This window comes from Paraburkholderia hospita (assembly GCF_002902965.1).
Classification (GTDB): domain Bacteria; phylum Pseudomonadota; class Gammaproteobacteria; order Burkholderiales; family Burkholderiaceae; genus Paraburkholderia; species Paraburkholderia hospita.
In genome coordinates, this window is sequence record NZ_CP026109.1 from 315,864 (window position 1) to 335,281 (window position 19,418).

Sequence of the window (19,418 nt, forward strand, 5' to 3'; positions counted from 1 at the left end):
ATAGCCGTTGCTGTTAAACGGCACGCGGCGTGTTGCGCCCCGACCATTCGCAGTATTCCCCTGGAGAAGCACATGAGAGCGCTTCGTTGGCACGGCAAGCATGACATCCGGTGTGACACGGTTCCGGATCCCGTTATCGAGGAAGGGCGCGACGCGATTGTGAAAGTGAGCTCGTGCGCGATCTGTGGATCCGATCTCCACCTGTTCGATGGCTTCATGCCGACAATGGAAAGCGGCGACATCATGGGACATGAATTCATGGGTGAAGTAGTCGAAGTAGGCAGGGACAACCACAAGCTCAAGATAGGTGACCGTGTGGTTGTGCCGTTCACGATCTTCTGCGGGGATTGCGATCAGTGCCGACGTGGGAACTTCTCTGTTTGCGAGCGCAGTAATCGCAACCGGGACAAGGCAGACAAGGTGTTTGGGCATACCACAGCCGGACTTTTCGGCTATTCGCATCTGACGGGCGGCTACCCGGGCGGGCAGGCCGAATTCGTGCGCGTCCCGATGGCGGACACCACGCACGTGAAGATCCCGCCCGGGCTGACCGACGAACAGGTCCTCTTTCTCGGCGACATCTTTCCGACGGGCTGGCAGGCAGCGGCGAACTGTGAGATCCAGCAGGAGGATACCGTCGCGATCTGGGGCGCCGGTCCCGTCGGACAGATGACAATCCGCAGCGCCGTGCTGCTCGGCGCAAGGCAGGTCATTGCGATAGACCGCGTGCCAGAGCGGCTTGCCATGGCTAAGGCCGGCGGCGCAATCACCATCAATTTCGATGAAGAAAGCGTACTCGAACGGCTCAAGGAACTGACGCGCGGTAAAGGCCCCGAGAAGTGCATCGATGCCGTCGGCATGGAGTCACACGCAACTCGCTCGTTCGACGCGATTTACGACCGTGTCAAGCAGGCGGTGATGCTGGAGACGGACCGTCCCCATGTGCTGCGCGAAATGATCTATGTCTGCCGCCCGGCCGGAACATTGTCGGTGCCCGGTGTCTATGGCGGTCTGATCGACAAGATTCCGTTCGGCGCGTCGATGAACAAGGGACTGACCTGGAAGATGGGGCAAACCCACGTCAACCGCTGGACCGATGATCTCCTGCGCCGTATCCAGGAAGGCCAGATCGACCCGTCGTTCGTCATTACTCACACTGTGCCGCTGCAGGACGGGCCCGGTATGTACAAGACGTTCCGCGACAAGGAAGACGGCTGCATCAAGGTGGTATTGAAACCGTGAGGAGCGGGGCGGGCGTGCCTGGACCGACTCCTCACAGCCCGGAAGTCAGCAACGCTGGCTGTCGATAATGAAGTTCCAACCGAAGGGGGTACAACATGGCACAACGTAAAACGGTAGATGATCTTTTTGTCCATATGTTGTCGGACATTTACAGCGCGGAGAAGCGGTTGACCAGAGCGCTCGCGAAGCTGTCTCGCGCCGCATCCGATCCACAACTGAGCGACGCGTTCAAGACGCATCTGGAGGAGACGCAAGGCCAAGTGGAGCGTATCGATCAGGTTGTGGAGGTTAGCGGTATCAAGCTCAAGCGCATGAAGTGCGTCGCAATGGAAGGGTTGATCGAAGAGGGTGATGAACTCATCGACGAGATCGAAAAAGGCGCGGTGCTCGACGCCGGGCTCGTTGCCGCGGCACAGAAAGTCGAACACTATGAGATCGCAGCCTACGGCAGCCTGTGTGCGATCGGCAAACAGCTGGGTTTGACGGAAGCCGTCAAACTATTGAAGGAAACACTCGAAGAGGAGAAAGCGACCGATATGAAGCTTACCCAGTTCGCCGAGAGAGCGGGCAACGTGAAGGCGAGGGCCGCCTTACCACCCGACGTCGTCGGGCCGATGCCACGCCGACGATGTCGCGCGTTGATCTCAGATCAGCTGGCTTCTTCGGCAGCAGCCAGCTGATTGCAAATGCCCGGTCGCCTGTCGCGACGCCCACTTCTTCAGGCTCAGCTGGTCGAATGCTGTGTGGGCTCACTGCTCTCGTTATCTGCCGAAGAAGGGTTCATGTCTTCCTCTAGGCCAATAACCGGACACCGATGCGAATCGCGATCTGTGTTCAAGAACCGCCGTTGAGCGATTCCATCTGCCGCGCTAACCGCCAATCATGTCGATGAGCAGCTTTCCGTTGAGAATGACGATCAGGCTCGCGACGCCCGACGTGAGTACTTTCGTCCACCGGCCGATGACAAAGGAACCCATCAGTCGGCGGTCCGAAACGAATTGCGCCAGCGGGATCACCGCGAATGGCAGTTGCCTCGACAGAATTACCTGACTCAACACCAGGAGGTGGGCTGTGCCGCGATCGCCGTAGAGGCCGTTGACAACGATCACGGGTACGATCGCGAGGCCGCGCGTGATGAGCCGCCGCGCCCGGGCCGGCATACGCAACTGCACGAAGCCCTCCATCACTATCTGCCCCGCCAGTGTTGCGGTAACGGTCGAGTTCAATCCCGATGCGAGCAGGGCGAGCGCGAACAGTGTTGAGTCGATACCGACCCCGAGCAGCGGCGACAGCAGACGGAATGCGTCGCCGATTTCGGAAACATCGGTGTGGCCAGCATCGTGGAAGGTTGCGGCTGCGACGATCACGATTGCCGCATTGACGAAAAGCGCCAGCATCAATGCGAGGGTACTGTCGATGGTCGCCCAGCGGATTGCTTCGTGCCGGCCCTCGCGCGTCTTCGGGTAGGCGCGCGTTTGCACGACCGACGAATGCAGGTAAAGGTTATGCGGCATGACGGTCGCCCCAATAATGCCGATCGCCAGGTAAAGTGTTTCCCGGTGCGTAACGATCTCGACCGAAGGCAGGAAGCCGCGCAGCACGGCAGCCACGGGTGGCGCAGCGGCCACGATCTGCACGGTGAAGCAAGCGGCGATCAGCATCAGCAGCGCGATGACAAACGCCTCGAGAAAGCGAGAGCCCCGACTCATGAGCAGCAGTACCAGGAAGGCATCGAGCGCGGTGAGTAATGCACCGCCGATCAGCGGGATGCCGAAAAGCAGTCGCAATGCGATAGCCGTGCCGATGACTTCCGCCAGGTCGCAGGCAATGATGGCCAGTTCGCAGGCGATCCAGAGCGCGTTGCTGAGTGCTTTCGGATAGCGAGTGCGACATGCCTGCGCAAGGTCGCATCCCGTCGCAATTCCCAGGCGCACGGACAATGCCTGCAGGAGTATGGCCATCAGATTCGACAGCAGGATAACGGCGAGCAGCGTGTAGCCGAAGCGCGATCCGCCTGCAATGTCAGTTGCCCAGTTCCCCGGGTCCATGTAGCCGACGGAGACCATATAACCCGGCCCTACGAACGCGAAAAAGCGCCGCCAGCCTATGCGGCCGGCAGATATGGGCACGGACCGATACACCTCAGGCAAACTTGGCGCGACCAGCTCACCGGCATCGGCGTTCGAACAGGATTTCAGACGGTCGGACATAGTGCTGGCGATTAACGAATTTATCACGACCCCTTGCAGCTATGAACGGGACACCGACACCACCTGCCTCACCACGCGTTTCTCGGCACCCGTGGCCTGAAGCCCGACTGGCAATAGAATGTGTTTCGCGAGCTATGCGTGGCCCGGCGTTTCGATGCGAACGCCGAGCGTGACTGGCGCGCCGTGCGCCAATTGCTGCGGCGATGAGGACCGTCTGCGGTAGTCCACGCGCCGTCTGGTCGCCCTATCTACTGTGCTGACACTCCCTTCTGTGCTGCAAGGTCTTGCGCGCGTTTGTAGTGCTCCTGGATCGTTGGCATTGCGTCCTGCGCGGCCTTCTTGAGCTTGGCATCCTGGCCTTCCGCGATTTCCTTCTGGAATGCAGCGATAGCCTGTTTGTGTCCCTCCAGCCCAACCTTCTGAATGTATGCCTGATCAAATTCCTTGCCCTTGAGTGCCTTCAGCGTATCAAGGATCGACGTGTCGGAGTTGTCCTTTGGCACCGTCACGCCCTTTGGAGCGGCCATCTTCAGCTGAACGGTCAGCTTGGTGTGGTCGAGCATCATGTGGTGCGCGAAGGATTTCACGTCCTTGTCCTCCGAGTTCTTCTGCGCGAGCTTCGCTGCGTCGATTTCCGTTGACGAGGACATCGACGCCGCCTGCACAAAATCTTTATCGACCTGAGACAACGGATTCGCAGCCGTCGTCGAGGCAGCTTGTGTCTGGGCCAGGCCGGCAGGGCATAGGGCAGGGCCCGCGATCAAGATGCCGGCAAGAACAAACAGATGCTTCGTTTTCATGCTTTCTCTCCCTGGGTGCTGAGCTGACGGATGCGAATGTAATGCGGGCGTTTTGCTGGAGGATGGCCGACGGAAAACAGCGGTGACGACAGCTGGGACCGTCAGTCAGCGCAGTCGGCCGGCGCGGGTTGACCTGGGGCGGCGCCCTCTGAGCACGCTCATGAAGCCGCAAGCCACGACGGCCCCTAATAGGGCCGTCGCAATGGGGAAGGTGCCCGCGGTGTTCAAAGCTATTTCCATCGGATGCTCACCAAGCAACTCCAGGCGCCGACGTGTCATTTCAGCCCCGAGCGTGCGCAGTTCGTGTTTCAGCGATCGTTCGGCGACGGGAAGCAAGGTCGTCTCCTCATCTGCCACATGGTGCATCGTGTCGCGCATCAGCTCCATGAAGAGCGCGTCGTATGCAGCGCTCTCTGGGCCCAGGGCGCGTAGTCTATTAATGACTTCACGCATCTCTTGATGTTCAGGGCGACTCTTTTTGAGCGTCTCGTTGTCTGGCTCAATCCGTGCTATGGCCGGATACAAAATCTCTTCCTCAAGCTGCGCGTGGATTTCCAGCGCCCGGCACACGGACTTGACGATCGCGCGCTTGCGCCACCAGGCGGTGTCATTGCGGTATCGATGAAAAGCGAGAAAAACATGCGAGTGATCGAGCCGGATCATGGTCGTTACGTCCGGCGAAACCGGGCCGTTGAGCGTCGACATGGATGGCCTCTCAATAGGTTGAAGTACCGCTACGCCACGCAAGAAAGGAGCATCAAGCGTTCCCGCGGCTGGTTTGTCTGGAGCGCACTGACGTTTTTCCGGGATCTACGCCTTCGGCGAGCGAGAAGGTCAGTCTGACTATCCGTCACGTTGTGAGGGGACTTCGCGAAGGTTGACGCAGGCCGCTCTTTCTCGCCGCGCTTTTTTGCAAGCTGGCCGCGTGCAGCCCCTTCGCAGACTTAAACCATAACGTTCCGCGCCTGCTACTGATCAACCTCGTTGACAACTACTGGCCCAACGCCCGGGCCCCGGCGTGTGCAAAGCTGGCCGGAATCTGATGCTGCGAACCGCCTTCGTCGAAGAGGCCAGTTGCATAGCCTCGGCGAAGCTTTTCAGCGCTTCTTCCGTCCCGCAGACGCTCGTGTATTGATCCTGGTCGATGCGGCCTTCCATCAGGACAACAAAGCCTGATTCGCGCGCGATCTTGATGATGTCCATTTTGTTCTCCGTAACCGTTGTACGGTAATTCTCGTAACCATGGCGCGCATTGCACGTGCCCGGCGGTTGCTAGGGAAAATTCCATAACGAATTTGACGGAGAGGCGCGCGCGAAGATCGTCTACGAGCGGCTTTGGGTCCGGAATCCGCGAGGCGCCAGGTTTTTGATGACCCATGAAATTGCCCGGCGGAAGCCGGAAACGCGCTATACGCACTCACTCCAGACATACGCCGGAGTGCCGCCGATTCCTGACTTCGCGAGCGGAAGGGAGGGGGAGACTGATCTCGCCCGCTCCGGCATGCGAGATGCTCAACATCAGGACATCGCCGTGGCTTTGCCACGGTGGCTCCGTGTGAACTCGCCCGCGTGCATCGCGGGCTTTTTTTCGGACCTGTCCCTCGGCTGTCGCAGCGATGCAGCCAATCTCCGCCAATCGAGCCGGGTTATCGCTACGTGTCGCAGAAAACCTGACCTCTGGGAACCGATCTGGCGGGCGCCGTCATAGGCAATAGCCGCTGATTCGCCGCGGCCATGCACGGGTCTCCATTACGACGATTTCCTGTCGACGTTTCCGGGTTTGCCGGGAAACGCAGGAACCGCATGCGAACTGAAGCGGGCGAAACAGTGGCTGCCTCAGCACGACCGCAGGTAGATGCCTCAACAAGGAACACTCCGTCGCTGTGTCCGGGCCTGCGCGCCGATCAGGCAGATCTTGGCTGCGCGAATTGCGTGGCCTCAAGCATGATGCTTGGGACCCGGCGTGCCCAACTCATTCAGCGTCCGAAGGACTCATACAGCCATCTATGAAGGTATGGGCGCGGCGCTCACCGTACGAAAACGCTTCGTCCGGGGTCAGGAAGTCAAGTCGTTCGGGAAAACTCGCAGTTGGTGCGGCCCGAGGATCGGACGCGTGAATCGACCATGAGACGTAATATCGAAATTCCCGGCCGCTTAGCGAGACGACGTTGTTTGCCTGGACTTTAACGTCGATGCTGTAGCCGCGGTATGGCACACAGAGTTGGTTGGTCATGGCAGTTCCCCTTTCCGTGCTGCATGCGAAGGTCGAGCCAAAGACAATTCGCAATTCGCGTGCCTGACGGGTTCGACCGCGTTGTATGCCGCATACGTGGACCTCGGTGTGCTTCTATGCGAACTCGATGCGGTGCAAGGACGCGCTCAACGTGTTCGTTGGCGACCCTTCGCGTGGCTCGCTTGCGGCACACGATTTGCTCAAACCCGGGAATGCTCTTGGTGAGTGAAGCGGCCCAGGCACGCCACCTCAGGCGCTTAGCCGCTATTCATTCTTTTTCATAGATTGCATCGAGAAGCGGCACAGACCGCGGTAATGACAGGCACATGGTCGGGCTCTTTGGCACCTTCGTTACGACGCGGAGGCTCGGCCGATTCTAAGGGTGGCTTGATATGGACATACAGCTCTCAACCGGGGCATCGACAGCGGATAGGGTGAAGGAGGGCCGATACGCGGTTAATCTTCTTAAGAATGCGACGTCATTTGAACCCTTCTACGCTCAGTGGCAGCAGTTGCAGGCCGAATCTGAGAGCTGCAGTCCGAGCCTTGACTATCAGTACTGCAAACTCGCGGCAAAACGGGTAATTGCCGAGGGTGGGCTCGTTGCCATTGTCATGGTCTACGACACAACTACATTGGTGGCGTTGTGGCCGCTTTCTATCAGGCGGAAAGGCTTGTTGCGGGTGGCTAGTGTACTGACCTGCGGGAATAACGAAGAGTACGGGGGGCCGCTGTTCAAGGGCCGGCCCACGGCCTCGGTGTGCGTGGAAAGCATCCGTGCGGCCATGCATGCGCCGGCTGATGTCCTTGAGATTCCATTCGTCGAGGTTGGCAGCCAGTGGTGGCAGGCACTGCGGACAGCTCCGCAGTCATGGGTACAGAATCTCTTGCCCGAGCGACTGAGCGTGCTTCCGGGATTCTCGGCGAGCCTGCGTGACTTTAGTCACTGGGAAGACTTCCTGGGCACTCTCTCGCAATCGCTTCGGCGGAACCTGCGACGTTACAAAGACAAGCTCAACGCCAGTGGGAACACCGAATTTGGATGGTGTACGAACCTCGACGACGCGACCATGGTTCTGCACTGGCTGTTTGCCAACAAGCGGCAATGGGCGCTCGAACGGGCTTTGAGGACGAGCTATCTCATGGATGACCGCGTCCGGGACTTCTTCATTGCGCTGGCAGCGAAAACTTCCCTTGAGACTGTGCCTTTGGTCACCTTTGTGAAGGTCGACGGTGTGCCGATCTGCGCATCGATCAATCTCGTCGGGCCGCGCACTGTCGAATATTGGATCTTCACTTATGACGAAGCCTATAGCCGCTACTCCGTGGGCAATCTGCTGACAGAGTTCGTTGCCAGGTGGGCCCACGCTAACGGTAGAGACTTTGATATGCGACCGTTATACAACGAGTACAAGACCTACTGGGTTACCCGGCGAACGCATCACAGGACGCCGACGGTAATGCTCACTGCTCGTGGTCGGCTCGGAGAATTTGCGTTGCTACTCGGTCAGCTGTCCCGCGTGCGACGTGGACTGGGCCGGGTAGCCGCTTCTGCCCTGCGGTCCGCGAAGGCGCGCGCTGCGTGTCAGTGGCGCTCACGGGCGCGGTGAAGGCGAGCGCTCGCAGAGCCTGGCGCAGCCATGTTGCTTGCGATGCGCGACGCTGTGCTGCACTTCTGACTCCTGCTCCCGATGTTCGAAGGGGACCGCCAGTCAGTCATACACGTCGGACGCACGCTGCATCATCCGCCTGCAGGGTGCGCGCGATCATTTCTGCTTACGCTGAAGGTGCATTCTTATGGCAACGGGACCTTACCTGACGCTACACAACGAAGGCTGTGAGGACAGTCTGATCGCCCCGTTGCCTGCGACAGTTTCTACCTCGCGATCGGCGGCATCCGCAGCCTACTCCATTTTCCATGAACATTGGTGGCTCGACATTGCGACAGATGGCCGCTGGCACACAGCGACGGTAATGCACGGCAAGCGGGTGCTGGGCGAAATGCCTTACTATCTCGCTCGCAAAGGTGTGTGGCGCGTCTCGCGGCTGCCGCCGCTGACGCGATCTCTCGGTCCAGTCATTGAGCCGATCGCAGCCGGGGGGCCTGCCGCCGAGTTTCGTCATCGCATGCACGTGACAGGCCGCCTTATTGAGCAGTTGCCGAGGTTCGATAGTTTTTTCCAGGTTTTTGACCATCGCGTGAAAGATGCGCTCGCATTCGCACTACGTGGCTTCTCCGTTTCCGCCCGATATACGTTTCATATCGCACCCGATTGCACACCAGCGGAGGCATGGGCAAGGATGAGCGGCAAGACGCGCAACGTCATCCGGCATGCAGCCACTCATCTGACGGTACGGCCAATAGAACGGCCGAGCGAGTTTCTCAATTTCTATGACGCGAATCTCGCGGCGCGCTCACGAACGAATGCTTATGGCACTCTTATCATGCGTGAACTTGTGAACGCTTTCGTTGAAAGACAAGCAGGACGTCTGCTGGGTGCATATAATCCGCGCGGACAGCTGGCCGGTGTGATAGGCATCGTCTGGGACTGCAACAACATGTACTATCTCCTCTCGTCCCGCTCACAGACCACATCCGGCGGGGCAATCAGCCTTTTGATCTGGGCAGCGATCCAGGAAGCGATTGATCGCAAGCTGACATTCGATTTTGACGGGTTCTCTACCGCTGCCGCTTACGCATTTTTAAGCGGCTTTGGTGGAACGTTGAAACAACGGCTTGGCGTAGAACGGCTCGGTACGATCTACTCCGTTGCGAGAACAATCCGGCGCGGTGTGTTCCACGGGTCGAGGGAAGCGTTCTCAGCAAATCTCTGACCCGAGTTGCGAGAAAGTGTGGCCATCCTGAAACGAGACACCTTCGGCCGACCTGAGTGAACGTTCCTGCAACAGCATTGCCAGCGAATATGCCTCCTCGCACGTTGCGCAGCCGACTGACCACGCGCGGATGCGGTCCCCTCCGGCCATACCGTATGACATCGTCCATCCGGCGCGAGCGCCGAGTCGCGTCGCTATCCGGCCGAGCGCTTCGGAGAGGCTGCGGTGCGACTCGTGCGCGCGACCGACATGAACATCCTTGTGACGGGCAGTATCGCCGAAGCCTCACTCGCACGGACGCTAATCGAAGAAGCCGCGGGTCCGTCCGTTCGGCGTTTCATGCACGATCTCACAGATGCGTTCGAGCTGGGGGCGTTTGCCGCGATGTCGAGCGCGCGGCCGTGACCATCTCGAACAACAGTGGGGCCAGTGCATATCGCTTCGGCACTCGGCTCGCCCGTCGCGATCTTTATGCGCTGACCAATCCGCTGCGTGGCCCTTGGCAAACGCCGCATCGAATCCTGTTCAACGATGTCGAATGCCGCTGGTGCTATCGAAGCGTGTGCCCCTAGGCACATCACGCGTGCCTGCGAGGGATACCCGCCGTCGAGGTCGCCAACGCGGCGCTCGAACTCATAGACGAAATCAGCCAGCCAGCGCATCGCGCGCTGCCACCCCTACGGAATGACGCTCAGGTACACATTGAGAATCAATGCCGTCTATCACGACAGCGCCGCCGTGCTGATGCGATGGCGTTGTGCTGGCCGCCGCCGAAGACGAGCGTTTCGCGCACGTCAAGCACGCGAAGCGGGGGCCTACCTTGCGGGAGACGACCATGTTTGCGCTGCGTCGAGTTGTACCCGAGCGTCAATATTCGTCATGGTCCTCCCGTTGTGGAACTCATCCGCCACGCGTGCGGATGGCGCGTCAATTCCGCGGCAAAAGGCTCGCCAGGATCCCGCGCGAGTCCGCGCTCGCGATGAGTCAGTTCATTTGCTACGTAGTGGTTGAGATTCGTAATTATTGTTAGTCGTCGGCGTCAAGGGGCGCAGATTGCGGTCAATTTGGGAGCCGCGCCGCAAAATTGCAGCAGCCCGGCCGGCAGTCGTTGATTGAAGTAGGCGCACCGGCGCGAGAGGTCATGCGGTGGAGGATTGTCGTCCTGGATGTGATGAAGCCGATCCGCGAAGCGACGCGTGCGCCATTCGAGAGCAAGGACATGATGTACCCACTGTTGCCGGCGGGGCCAACACGCGTGATATCGCCCACACGCTCACGACGGAGATCGTCGTCTCCAAAGTCGGCGTACCGGAAATGGATGGCTATGAGCTGGCGCGATTGCGGATCTTGCCCAGCGCGGAAAGCGCACCGATCCCTATCACGGATACTGCATCGGCGCGGCCAAGAAACTTTCGAGTCAGGCAGGGTTCGGCAGACTGCTGGCATTGTTTCAGCCACATCGCTCGCCGGACAGATGCCCCACAGCAGCGGCATCGTCGGCTGACCAGTCGTTCACGCGCCTGGACGGCATATGCTCAATCTTTCTGCTTGTCGAGGTTTTGCCGGACGAATTTGACCTTTCAGTGCCTGGCTTGGTCGACTCGTCCTTTCCGGATCAGTAGTGAACACGTCGAGATCGTCGAGCATTCTATCGATCTTTTCCTTGTCTCCTCGCTTCAACGCTCGTGGCGCCTCGTCGCGATCGGCATCGATGCGCGGCGGCCCTTATCGCGGGTCGCCCGAGGGGCAGTTGCTTCCCGCTTGCTTCTGGCACGCGCTTCGGCGGCGATATTTGAGCGCAGATCGGCGGTAGGTTCGCCGATGGTAGCGATGTATGCGGCCGTCCACGGCGCACCGGCCGAGTTGATCAATGCGGGACCGCCCCCGTAGAGCAGCGAGGTGATGTGTGAATCATTACCGCCTCCGGTCATCGAGCGATAGAGTTCGTTGCCTCCTGAACGCCCTCGGCGAGTTGCCCCTTGGCGCCCCTTTTCAGCATCGCGACAATCGAACCGACAAGCGATATCGAAAAGCCTATCTTTCCGCCCGGGACACGTGATCGGGATGGCTGCAGCGAGCCGCAAGCGAGCATGCGTACAGGAGCTACTCGGCTCTCGTCCACTGTCGCAGTACGGGCAGGGCCACCCCCCGGAGTGAGGCGTCGTTTGGTGAAACGCAATGTTTTCCGGCTGGGTTCTGACGATCTTGTCACCTTCGTGACCAATGCAAGAAAAATGTGGGTGCACAGAAGCAAGGAAAAATACTGGCGCACGCAGCACTGTAGTTTCCGAGTCTGGAGGCAACTGTCCGCAATTCAAGCGATCCCGGCACTCGCGCGGCGGCCGAACCTCCGAAGCATCTTTGCTCCCGATCGGCGCGCTGCTCGCGTCTTTCTGCGCAGTGGGCTGTTGGTTTAGCTTAGTTTGTAGGGTGACCGGATCCTTGTCCTCGCTACGCTGGATCAAGGAAAATCAAAGGAAGGTAACGACGGGTCTTGCTGGAGCTTCTAGTGTTCCGAAAAGTGGAGTGTCGGTCAGCAAGTCAGCCGAAGCGCCATTGGACGTCGAAGCAACACGAATGCATAGGGCGAACCGGGCCGACGTGTAACCGTGACGGAAAAACGTCGAAGGGCCGGATATCGGAAGACATCTGGCGAAGCGCGCGGACCGCTGCGCGATGGCGCTGGCAGCGTACACGAGTCCCGTCAGGTTGCTGGGTCCGTTCGCAAAGCGCTCTCGTGGAGCACTCGCTAATCGTATTAGACAGCGTTGCCGCCGCCTGCCTGTTTCGTCGCCCGCGATCGCGCCAATAAAGATCGAACCGGTCGACGAATGAGGATGGTTTCCAATGGCTGCGGCATGCGAGTTGCTCGATATCACCGACATCGCTCTCGTTCCGGCGGTGTCGAATTGGCTCCGTGTGGTTTGCCCGCGGTCGTCGCGGGCTTTTTTCCGGGCCAGTTGCCATGGGCGGCGTCTTTTTCCCCGATCAACACTCATCGCGCAGATAAGGAGGATCTCCGTCGCCGGTCGGCCCACTCCACTACCAGTGGGGGCACATGCGGCATCAACCCGTCTTTCAAGGAGCACAGAAATGAAACTTGAAGTAGGCCTATCGGCCGCCGAAGTCAGGTCGCCCGTCACGGAAGAGCAGATCCGTACGCTCGCTTACGATCTTTGGGAAAGGGACGGTAGCCCCGACGGGCGGTCAGACGAGTACTGGGAAAAAGCGCGTCAGCAGTTGCTGGCGGATGACGCACCACTCGAGCCTCCACAAGGCGACCCCGCAGCTTAAGCGGGCCGCTCAGAGGCCTCAAATATCGCGGCAAATGTGGCGGCAACGGGCAAGGAAAGTCTGTCCGTCGTGTTCATCCCAGATCGCACCGCCGTTTTCGTTGTCCCGCTGCACGCGGGCGGGACTCACGATGCGGCGGTTCACAGCCTGAACGGGTCGCCCCGGATAGTGGAGGACGCAACCAGGCAGTACACGCCGATCGTCGTGGAGTTCGATCCCGACTTCATGCTCGTGTCGATGGAGATGTGGCGCAAATCGCACGACATGCAGATTCCCATTTCCGACGAATTCAAGATCCATTTTATGGAGAACCGTCGTCGGCTGCTGGAGGGATTTGTGATCACGGGCAAGCCCTGGAGATCATCGTGCGCGACCCGAACGCGGTCGGCGAGCCTGCCTTTTGCTGGAGGGCGCGTGCGACTGGCTGTGCAGCCGTTTCCCAGCTGGCCCGAAGACGGTCTGAAGGCACCGAATGATCTGGCCCCATAATTTGGCTAATTGTTATTATGCCGATATAGGATGTAATTCTGCTGAGGGCGCCATTGAGTTTCCATACGACGCCTTGCATGTCGACTTCGTGCTACTGCGCTCCAAGATACCGACATCGCTATTTGACAGAGATCGCATCGCGGAGAACCCATCAGCGTGGCGAGCGAAGGAAATACTCTCGCGCGGACTGCTTTTGCGAGCAAAGTCGCAAACGAGATATGCGCGCCCTGCGCATTGCTTTTGAAGGCCGCGACGACCGTGCAGACACTTCCTGCCGCGAACTCACGTCCAATGTAACCGTCCTCATCGGCTCGGTCGCGATAAAGCGGCCGGCGCGCGGCACCGGTTGGGTGCCGCCGAGGCCGTGTGAAGCAGATATGGCGCCCCGGCGGACATGCACGAACCTACCTGCGGTCAGGCAGCTCGTATGAACGACAGTGACCGGTCGCCGACAAGCTTGCTCCCCGCTGCGTCGAGCTTTTTCATGAGCTCATTCTTGCGCGCAGCCAGCTTTACACCCAACGCGACGAGATCAATGCCGCTTTCGCGCAATTCCGGAAAGAGCTCGGACTCTTCCTCTTCGACGTGATGTTTTACGAGTTCGGACATCACCTTGAATGTCGCGTCAAAGCCATCATCGCCTGGACGAAGCGAATCGAACTTCTCAATCAATGTCTTGACCAGGTAATGCTCGACGTATGCCTCGTCCACGTCAATCTCATCCTGTTTCTCGAGTGCCTTGTGCGCCGCCGGGTACAGAAGTTCCTCTTCGATAATCGCGTGCACCGTCAGTTCTTCGCATGCGCGCCGCGCCAGCGTGCCCTTTGCTTCCAGATCGTCGTCCGCCGCCTTTTCGAACGCAGCGAAGATTTTCTCCACTGCGCGGTGATCCGCCTTCAGCAACGCGATCGCGGCCGGTGCGGCGGGGGCGTCAGTCGGTCTGCTTTTCTTGTCTTGCGTGTTCATTCGTATCTCCCTGAAATATGTGAGGAATTGCGTCGCTGCCATCGATATCCGGCCCCACGATCCGCATCAACATCCAGCAATGAGCGTTCCGCGACTCAGCGGTGCCGAAGTGTGGGCGCTCGCCCGCGTCGTACGGCGCCGCCCACGCGGCACGCGAAGGCGCACGATTGCCTGGTGCGTCGTGAACCCGCCGATGTGACGGCACGTTCCCTGCTGCGGTCTCATGGGAACCCTCTCGCTTGTTGGGGTTGGTCCTGCAACACGGGGCCGCCCGGCCCATCCACACTCGAGCGCGCAGAACCGCAATGAAGACGATAAAGATCGCCCGGTTGCGCCCGACCCGGATCACGCGCGGCGAGCGTGAAACTCGTGAAAAGCCGAGGGCATGTCGTTCCCTGAGCAGGCATTAGCTTGAGATGGCCATCGCCGAAAAGCTGGGACCCATCGCGCTCGGTCCCGCGAACGCGCCCTATGCAATAGACCATCATCACGTGGCGACGGCACTCTGGCATGTCAGCGACACACGTGTCCCGGTCGTGCTGATAAGAGACCTGTCGTCTCTCACGAGGCGAAGTTCTGGCTCACCAGGGAAAACCACCGGTGGACTTACCCATATGATCGCGACGGTCGAAGGGTGGCGTTTGCAGACACGTACGAGCATGTGGGAGCTGGCGGACGACGAATTCCGCAGCCTCTCTGCATCCGCGCGCGACAGCGGCGGATAGGAAAAGACGGCCGTGCCGCTTGAAGAGTTCCGGTGGGCGGATTTCTTCAGGCATCGCCTGCCGCCACCCGCGACCGACGGAGATTTCGAATTGCGCGTCAGGAAGGCGGTCAAGCTCGCAAGAAGCAGGGCCGCACTCGGCCTGCCAAGCTACATCGGAGCGCCTGACTGACCTAACCACCAACCCTCGGCATCGGGCACCCGGCAGCGTATGGGTCAGCCAGGTGCTTGAGGCGCGGCAAACCTGCCAGCCACCCGCGGAACCCGGCAGGCCAGGAGAACTTCATGGACTTGATGACAGCGATATTTGGGGAAGGGCGAGAGCTTGATGCCGCGCAGATGACGACATGCGCCGTCGCGGTCTTCTTCGCCACGCTTGTTCTGATTCGCGTATCGGGTCGGCGATCTTTCGGACAGCGGTCGCCCTTTGACTACGTGGTCGCGATCCTGCTCGGAGCCACACTGAGTCGCATCATTGTCGGGGCATCACCCGCCATTCCTACACTGGCCGCGTCGCTGGCGATCGTGCTGATCCATCGCGCGCTGGCGTGGGCGTGTGTTCGCTCACCGGCCCTTGAGGCATTCGTCGTCGGGGCCGAAAGAGAGGTTTTTAGCGGCGGCCAGTTTAACAGCAGGCAGATGTCTGCGGCGCTCACCACCCGGACGGACGTATTGGAGACGGCGAGACAGACGCTTCATACCTGTGATCTGGATGAAGTGGAGTCAGCGATCGTCGAGCGCAATGGGCAGGTAAGCCTCATCCACAAGAAGGCCCAGCGGGCAGAGTGACGCAGTGGGTGTCGAAGACGCAGAGCCACGCTATCTGGAAATTGATCCGACGTACGTAGCCGCCCGTCGCAATCTGACTTTTCCGTTTGAGAAACGCGGCGACCCGCAGGGCCTGCTGGACATCTTGAGGCCTATCGGCGGCTCACCACCTGACGGTTGTGTCGCGTATGACCGTGAGTTGAAAAAGAACTCCAATCTGCCGGTCTGGGCGCCTCGCATAAACGGACTGGTTACTTTCGCTGAACAGCAAACCACCGCAAAGCTGCGCCACGCCGTCAGCGCTACGGCTTGCCATGAAGCCGCCGCATCAAGTTGCGGCATGATCAGCGGCGCCCGTTAAATCGGTACCCATGGTTGACGAAATCGGTTTCGACCGATGCTCCACGGTGGGATCGTTGCGCAAGCCGGCGGTCGAAGACTGGGTATCGCCGCCGCGATACGACACCGTGCTATCGTGGGAAGGACTGAAGGTGTCGTGCTCACACGCGTTGAGGTGCCGACGGGTGTGACCTACAGTCGTGGCGGCGCTGCACAACCTGAATGGACGGACCCGAATAGTGGAAGACGCAACCAGGCGGTACATGCCGATCGTCGTGGAGTTCGATCCCGACTTCATACTCGTGTCGATGGAGATGTGGCGCAAATCGCTCGACATGCAGATTCCCATTTCCGACGAATTCAAGATCCATTTCATGGAGAACCGTCGTCGGCTGCTGGAGGGATTCGTGATCACGGGCAAGGCCTGGAAGATCATCGTGCGCGACCTGAAGGCGGTTGACGAGCCTGCCGTGCTGGAGGACGTGCGTCTGGCTGTGCAGTCGTTTCTCAGCTGGGCCGAAGACGGTCTGAAGGCACTGGATGATCTGACCCCAAATTGTTGCTAATTGCTATTATGTTTAAAGTGCGTGGATGGTCATTAGAATAGCCGCGCACGCGCACTGAAGGGAAACGCACTGCTCTGACGTGAGCGCCATCGTTCCAAGGACTTGTTCCAATCAGCACCGGCTTTCTGGTGCCGTCGGGTCCATTCCTCTCGATTGTTCTGGGGACGTTTGAAGGTCGGTTCCGCGCTGACAACAGACGGCTGACGTTGCAGGTCACAAGAAATTCATGTCAAAACGTCGTTGCAGTCGTGAGGAAGCAAACGGAGGTCCGTCCTTCTATCGGATCCTGATGACAACCTTGCCCTTTGCATGTCCTGTTTCGACGTAAGCCAAAGCCTCTCGTGTTGACTCGAACGGGAAAGCCCGATCGATCACAGGCCTGATCGCACCTGCTTCAATGAGCGACGCGATCTGACCTAGCTGGTCGCCATCGGCACGCATGAACAGGAACGAATAAGTGACGTCATGATGTTTAGCCGCCTTCCGGATGCGATAGCTTAGAAAGCGCATCGCCGTTTTCAGGAACCAGGAGGCGCCCATCTGTGCAGCGAAATCAGGATCGGGCGGACCGGCGATCCCGATGAGCTTGCCACCCGGCTTGAGCACTCGCAGTGACCTTTCGAGCGTATTTCCGCCCTGCGTATCCAGCACCACGTCGAAGTCTTTCAACGCAGCAGCAAAGTCATCTTTCCTGTAATCGATGACGATATCCGCACCGAGCTGCTTCATCAACCTGGCGTTCGCGGTGCTCGCTGTCGTCGCGACGGTCGCGCCCAGATGCTTCGCCAGTTGAATGGCAAAGGTGCCAACGCCGCCCGAGCCGGCGTGTATGAGCACCTTCTGCCCCTTCTTCAGTTGTCCTCGTTCGATCAGCGCCTGCCAGGCGGTCAAGCCCACCAACGGGATCGAAGCCGCTTCTTCCATGCTGAGCGCTTTGGGCTTGAGAGCCACCGCATCTTCCTTGATCGCGATGAATTCCGCGAAAGTACCGATCCGATCTTTGGGTGGTCGCGCATAGACCTCATCGCCCGGCCTGAATCGTCGCACGCGCGATCCGACGCGGGCAACGACCCCCGCCAGGTCGTTGCCCAAAATCAGCGGCAAGCGATAGGGCAGAATGAGCTTGAACTCCCCATCCCTGATCTTTGAATCGAGAGGATTCACACCAGCGGCGTGAATCTGGATCAACACGTCATCTTCACGCAGTTCCGGAACCGGCATATCGCCGGCTCGTACGCCATGCTTGCGTCCATATCGATCGACGACGAATGCCTTCATCATGGTTCCTTGTTAGCTTCCTGTTGTGTTAGGTAATAGCGCCTACGTTGCGAGCCGAAGGTCTTTGCGAGTGCCGGCGTCGACCAGGCCCGCAGGCGCAAATCTCCGTAGCAATCGCAGACGTCCGGCGAGTCCGCCGGCTGCATAGCGGAGTCTCGGGCGAGCCGCGAGGGCGGCCTGCAGCACAGTCTCGGCCACGACCTCGGGACCGTCGGCGCCCTCGACAACCTCCTTGACTCGTTTGTCTACGGACGCGCGCACCTCTCGGTACTCGTCGAGGGGAGCATCGGGCGCCACGAAGTTCGCATCAAAAGACGTCTTGATGTAGGCGGGCTCAATGACCGATACCCGGATGCCCATCGTGCGCAACTCGTGGTCGAGCGACTCCGAATAGCCTGCTACCGCATGCTTGGTGGCGGAGTACAACGCCATATAGGGCATGGGCAAGAAACCCAGCACAGAGCCGATGTTGATGATGCGGCCGCGACCTTGTCGGCGCATATGGGGCAATACGGCGCGCGTCGTGCGGACAATCCCGAAGAAGTTCGTATCAAAGATCGCACGGGCCTGGTCAAGCGAACTCTCTTCTGCTGCGGCGGGGGCGATGCCAAAGCCAGCGTTGTTCACCAGCAGGTCGATGCGGCCGTGCAGGCGCAGTACCTCATGGACAGCAGCTTCGACCGATGCTTTGCTGGTCACGTCCAGCGGCAGCATTTCGAACGCCCGCTGGCCGGCTTGCGTTCCGCGACGGCTGGCGCCGTAGACCTTGTACCCCGCCGTAGTGAGGCGGTTTGCCGTGGCTTCGCCGATGCCTGACGAGGCGCCCGTCACGATGGCTATTCCGCTTTTCATAATGTCCTTCCTTCCGATAGTGAGCAGTGTCTTTGCGTGGTTAGTCCAACGTGCACCCTGCGAAAATATGATGAACGTAATATTTTAGGCCGAGCAAAGAACACACGTCGAACAAGCGGATTTACTCGTCAGTGGGTGCGAATTTCTTCAATGCGGCTTCCAGAAAACCGTCCGACAGCTTGGGGTCGTCGACGGCGCGCGCCAGCACCATGGTGCCGACCATGGTGGCAACGATCATCAGTGCCTGCTCATGCGCCCCCGGCTGGCCCCAATCAGGCAATTGGCGCGCAACGACATCGATCATCTCCTTGATGCGACGTGTAGCCGCACGCCGAACGACCGGCGCCTGGCGCGGCATCTCTGAGCCAAGAGCGGAGATCGGGCAGCCTGTCTCGATGCCCTCACGGTGCTCCTTCGACAGATAGGCGCGCAGCATCGACGGCAATGCCTGCTCCGGTGGCACAGTGGCGGCGATTTGCTCCGACAGGGCCACGGACTCGGCACCGGCCCGGTCAGCCGCTTCGGCGAGCAACACCTCCCGCGATGGAAAGTGCGCATAGAAGCCACCATGTGTCAGACCGGCCTCCTTCATGATGTCGGCCACGCCCGTCCCGTCGTAGCCGCTGCGCCGGATCGCACGCGCGGCAACCTCGACGATGCGTGCGTGCGTAATTTCCTTACGGCTCGGAGTTTTCCCGTTGAATGATGATTTTCGCATGATGCTCATCATATACCACTTCGGCACAATTTGCTGCAGGAGGAATCCCGACGTGCACCAAGGGGGCTGCTACTCCGTCATGTGCCGTCGCGCCGGACAGTGTT

Annotated in this window: 20 protein-coding genes and 2 pseudogenes; 11 read left to right on the forward strand and 11 right to left on the reverse strand. The window is 59.6% G+C overall.

Annotation, left to right across the window (positions count from 1 at the left end):
• The first annotated feature begins 72 nt into the window (after positions 1-72).
• On the forward strand, positions 73-1,242 hold the full coding sequence (locus tag C2L64_RS50315) for a zinc-dependent alcohol dehydrogenase (protein ID WP_086917309.1): 1,170 nt from the start codon (positions 73-75) through the stop codon (positions 1,240-1,242).
• A gap of 95 nt (positions 1,243-1,337) precedes the next feature.
• Positions 1,338-1,826, forward strand: a pseudogene (locus tag C2L64_RS50320) (YciE/YciF ferroxidase family protein); the annotation flags it as partial.
• Between the two features lie 285 nt (positions 1,827-2,111).
• On the opposite strand, the gene C2L64_RS50325 reads toward C2L64_RS50320, so the two are convergent.
• The 5 genes from C2L64_RS50325 to C2L64_RS50345 form a co-directional block, all read right to left on the reverse strand.
• Positions 2,112-3,452 (reverse strand): Nramp family divalent metal transporter, encoded by a 1,341-nt coding sequence (locus C2L64_RS50325; RefSeq protein ID WP_086917311.1) that lies wholly within the window; start codon positions 3,450-3,452, stop codon positions 2,112-2,114.
• Between the two features lie 248 nt (positions 3,453-3,700).
• The gene (locus C2L64_RS50330) at positions 3,701-4,252 is read right to left on the reverse strand and encodes a DUF4142 domain-containing protein (protein WP_086917312.1); all 552 of its coding nucleotides are present in this window, start codon (positions 4,250-4,252) and stop codon (positions 3,701-3,703) included.
• Between the two features lie 105 nt (positions 4,253-4,357).
• Positions 4,358-4,957, reverse strand: a complete 600-nt coding sequence (locus C2L64_RS50335; protein ID WP_086917313.1) for a hemerythrin domain-containing protein — start codon at positions 4,955-4,957, stop codon at positions 4,358-4,360.
• A gap of 270 nt (positions 4,958-5,227) precedes the next feature.
• A complete protein-coding gene (locus tag C2L64_RS50340; RefSeq protein ID WP_086917314.1) occupies positions 5,228-5,455 on the reverse strand; it encodes a hypothetical protein in 228 nt (75 codons plus the stop codon).
• A gap of 769 nt (positions 5,456-6,224) precedes the next feature.
• Positions 6,225-6,485, reverse strand: a complete 261-nt coding sequence (locus C2L64_RS50345) for a hypothetical protein (RefSeq protein ID WP_081498836.1) — start codon at positions 6,483-6,485, stop codon at positions 6,225-6,227.
• A gap of 392 nt (positions 6,486-6,877) precedes the next feature.
• Here C2L64_RS50345 and C2L64_RS50350 point away from each other — a divergent pair, with 392 nt between their 5' ends.
• Together C2L64_RS50350 and C2L64_RS50355 are read left to right on the forward strand one after the other, a co-directional pair.
• On the forward strand, positions 6,878-8,095 hold the full coding sequence (locus C2L64_RS50350) for a GNAT family N-acetyltransferase (RefSeq protein ID WP_086910304.1): 1,218 nt from the start codon (positions 6,878-6,880) through the stop codon (positions 8,093-8,095).
• 187 nt (positions 8,096-8,282) lie between these two features.
• Positions 8,283-9,320, forward strand: coding sequence for a GNAT family N-acetyltransferase (locus C2L64_RS50355; RefSeq protein ID WP_242684261.1), 1,038 nt, complete (start codon positions 8,283-8,285; stop codon positions 9,318-9,320).
• Here C2L64_RS50355 and C2L64_RS56530 read toward each other — a convergent pair.
• Positions 9,306-9,482, reverse strand: a complete 177-nt coding sequence (locus C2L64_RS56530) for a CheR family methyltransferase (protein ID WP_086910306.1) — start codon at positions 9,480-9,482, stop codon at positions 9,306-9,308. The two genes, C2L64_RS50355 and C2L64_RS56530, sit on opposite strands and share 15 nt — an antisense overlap.
• Before the next feature lie 87 nt (positions 9,483-9,569).
• Between C2L64_RS56530 and C2L64_RS54695 the strand changes: the two genes are divergently transcribed.
• Complete coding sequence (locus C2L64_RS54695) at positions 9,570-9,725, forward strand: hypothetical protein (protein WP_207633895.1); 156 nt, start codon at positions 9,570-9,572, stop codon at positions 9,723-9,725.
• Positions 9,726-11,086: 1,361 nt separating this feature from the next.
• Here the strand turns inward: C2L64_RS54695 and C2L64_RS54700 are convergent.
• Positions 11,087-11,371 (reverse strand): annotated as a pseudogene (locus tag C2L64_RS54700) (manganese catalase family protein); the annotation flags it as partial.
• A gap of 1,042 nt (positions 11,372-12,413) precedes the next feature.
• Between C2L64_RS54700 and C2L64_RS50375 the strand changes: the two are divergent.
• Both C2L64_RS50375 and C2L64_RS50380 read left to right on the forward strand, forming a co-directional pair.
• Complete coding sequence (locus C2L64_RS50375; protein ID WP_007583289.1) at positions 12,414-12,614, forward strand: DUF2934 domain-containing protein; 201 nt, start codon at positions 12,414-12,416, stop codon at positions 12,612-12,614.
• A 36-nt stretch (positions 12,615-12,650) separates the two neighbouring features.
• A complete protein-coding gene (locus C2L64_RS50380) occupies positions 12,651-13,103 on the forward strand; it encodes a hypothetical protein (RefSeq protein ID WP_242684262.1) in 453 nt (150 codons plus the stop codon).
• 414 nt (positions 13,104-13,517) lie between these two features.
• Here C2L64_RS50380 and C2L64_RS50385 read toward each other — a convergent pair whose 3' ends face one another.
• Positions 13,518-14,069, reverse strand: a complete 552-nt coding sequence (locus tag C2L64_RS50385; protein WP_090837062.1) for a hemerythrin domain-containing protein — start codon at positions 14,067-14,069, stop codon at positions 13,518-13,520.
• A gap of 416 nt (positions 14,070-14,485) precedes the next feature.
• Here C2L64_RS50385 and C2L64_RS56535 point away from each other — a divergent pair, with 416 nt between their 5' ends.
• The 4 genes from C2L64_RS56535 (at position 14,486) to C2L64_RS50400 (ending at position 16,466) form a co-directional block, all read left to right on the forward strand.
• On the forward strand, positions 14,486-14,794 hold the full coding sequence (locus C2L64_RS56535) for a ParB-like protein (protein ID WP_081498839.1): 309 nt from the start codon (positions 14,486-14,488) through the stop codon (positions 14,792-14,794).
• Positions 14,795-15,078: 284 nt separating this feature from the next.
• Positions 15,079-15,582 (forward strand): DUF421 domain-containing protein, encoded by a 504-nt coding sequence (locus C2L64_RS50395; protein WP_086917321.1) that lies wholly within the window; start codon positions 15,079-15,081, stop codon positions 15,580-15,582.
• Positions 15,583-15,586: 4 nt separating this feature from the next.
• Positions 15,587-15,922 (forward strand): hypothetical protein, encoded by a 336-nt coding sequence (locus C2L64_RS53910; RefSeq protein ID WP_131542620.1) that lies wholly within the window; start codon positions 15,587-15,589, stop codon positions 15,920-15,922.
• Positions 15,923-16,163: 241 nt separating this feature from the next.
• On the forward strand, positions 16,164-16,466 hold the full coding sequence (locus C2L64_RS50400; protein ID WP_242684264.1) for a hypothetical protein: 303 nt from the start codon (positions 16,164-16,166) through the stop codon (positions 16,464-16,466).
• A gap of 276 nt (positions 16,467-16,742) precedes the next feature.
• On the opposite strand, the gene C2L64_RS50405 is transcribed toward C2L64_RS50400, so the two are convergent.
• The 3 genes from C2L64_RS50405 to C2L64_RS50415 form a co-directional block, all read right to left on the reverse strand.
• Positions 16,743-17,744, reverse strand: coding sequence for an NADP-dependent oxidoreductase (locus tag C2L64_RS50405; protein ID WP_090837082.1), 1,002 nt, complete (start codon positions 17,742-17,744; stop codon positions 16,743-16,745).
• A gap of 42 nt (positions 17,745-17,786) precedes the next feature.
• Complete coding sequence (locus C2L64_RS50410; protein WP_086917590.1) at positions 17,787-18,596, reverse strand: oxidoreductase; 810 nt, start codon at positions 18,594-18,596, stop codon at positions 17,787-17,789.
• A 121-nt stretch (positions 18,597-18,717) separates the two neighbouring features.
• Positions 18,718-19,326, reverse strand: a complete 609-nt coding sequence (locus C2L64_RS50415) for a TetR/AcrR family transcriptional regulator (RefSeq protein ID WP_007585009.1) — start codon at positions 19,324-19,326, stop codon at positions 18,718-18,720.
• Positions 19,327-19,418 lie beyond the last annotated feature (92 nt).